Here is a 408-nt window from a genome sequence, read left to right on the forward strand (position 1 = left end):
ATTTATGCTTCATTTCTTCAGCATATTTCTCAATACTGCCAAACTGCTGGATGGCGAGTTTTGCCACATGTTCTTCAGCATCTCTGATTTTCTGGATGAATCTGTCCTTTTAGCGAAGACAGGAATGGTGTTTGGAATCTGAGTGCGATAAAATGAGAAGAAGAGAAATAATTTGGAGAGGTGTTTATAAATGGTAGAAGTAAAGTTTTACGATAGCATAGATGATAAATTATTGAAATTTGCAGTTATTATCTCCAAAACAAATGGTAAATGGATATTTTGTAAACATAGAGAAAGAGATACTTATGAAGTCCCAGGAGGGCACAGGGAAAGTGGCGAAGATATTTTATCTACTGCTAAGCGAGAACTGATGGAGGAAACGGGTGCGACAGACTTTACTATCAAACC

The 408-nt window shown here is 37.0% G+C and carries 1 protein-coding gene; it reads left to right on the plus strand.

Features of this window, described 5'->3' with window-relative positions; all coding sequences use genetic code 11:
* Window positions 1–190: 190 nt before the first annotated feature.
* The coding region (locus QVP40_RS11365; protein ID WP_288200524.1) for an NUDIX domain-containing protein at window positions 191–408 on the plus strand (218 nt) is incomplete at its 3' end.

Origin of the sequence: Blautia sp. CAG:257, assembly GCF_000433815.1 — a bacterium.
Lineage (GTDB): Bacteria > Bacillota > Clostridia > Lachnospirales > Lachnospiraceae > Blautia_A > Blautia_A caecimuris.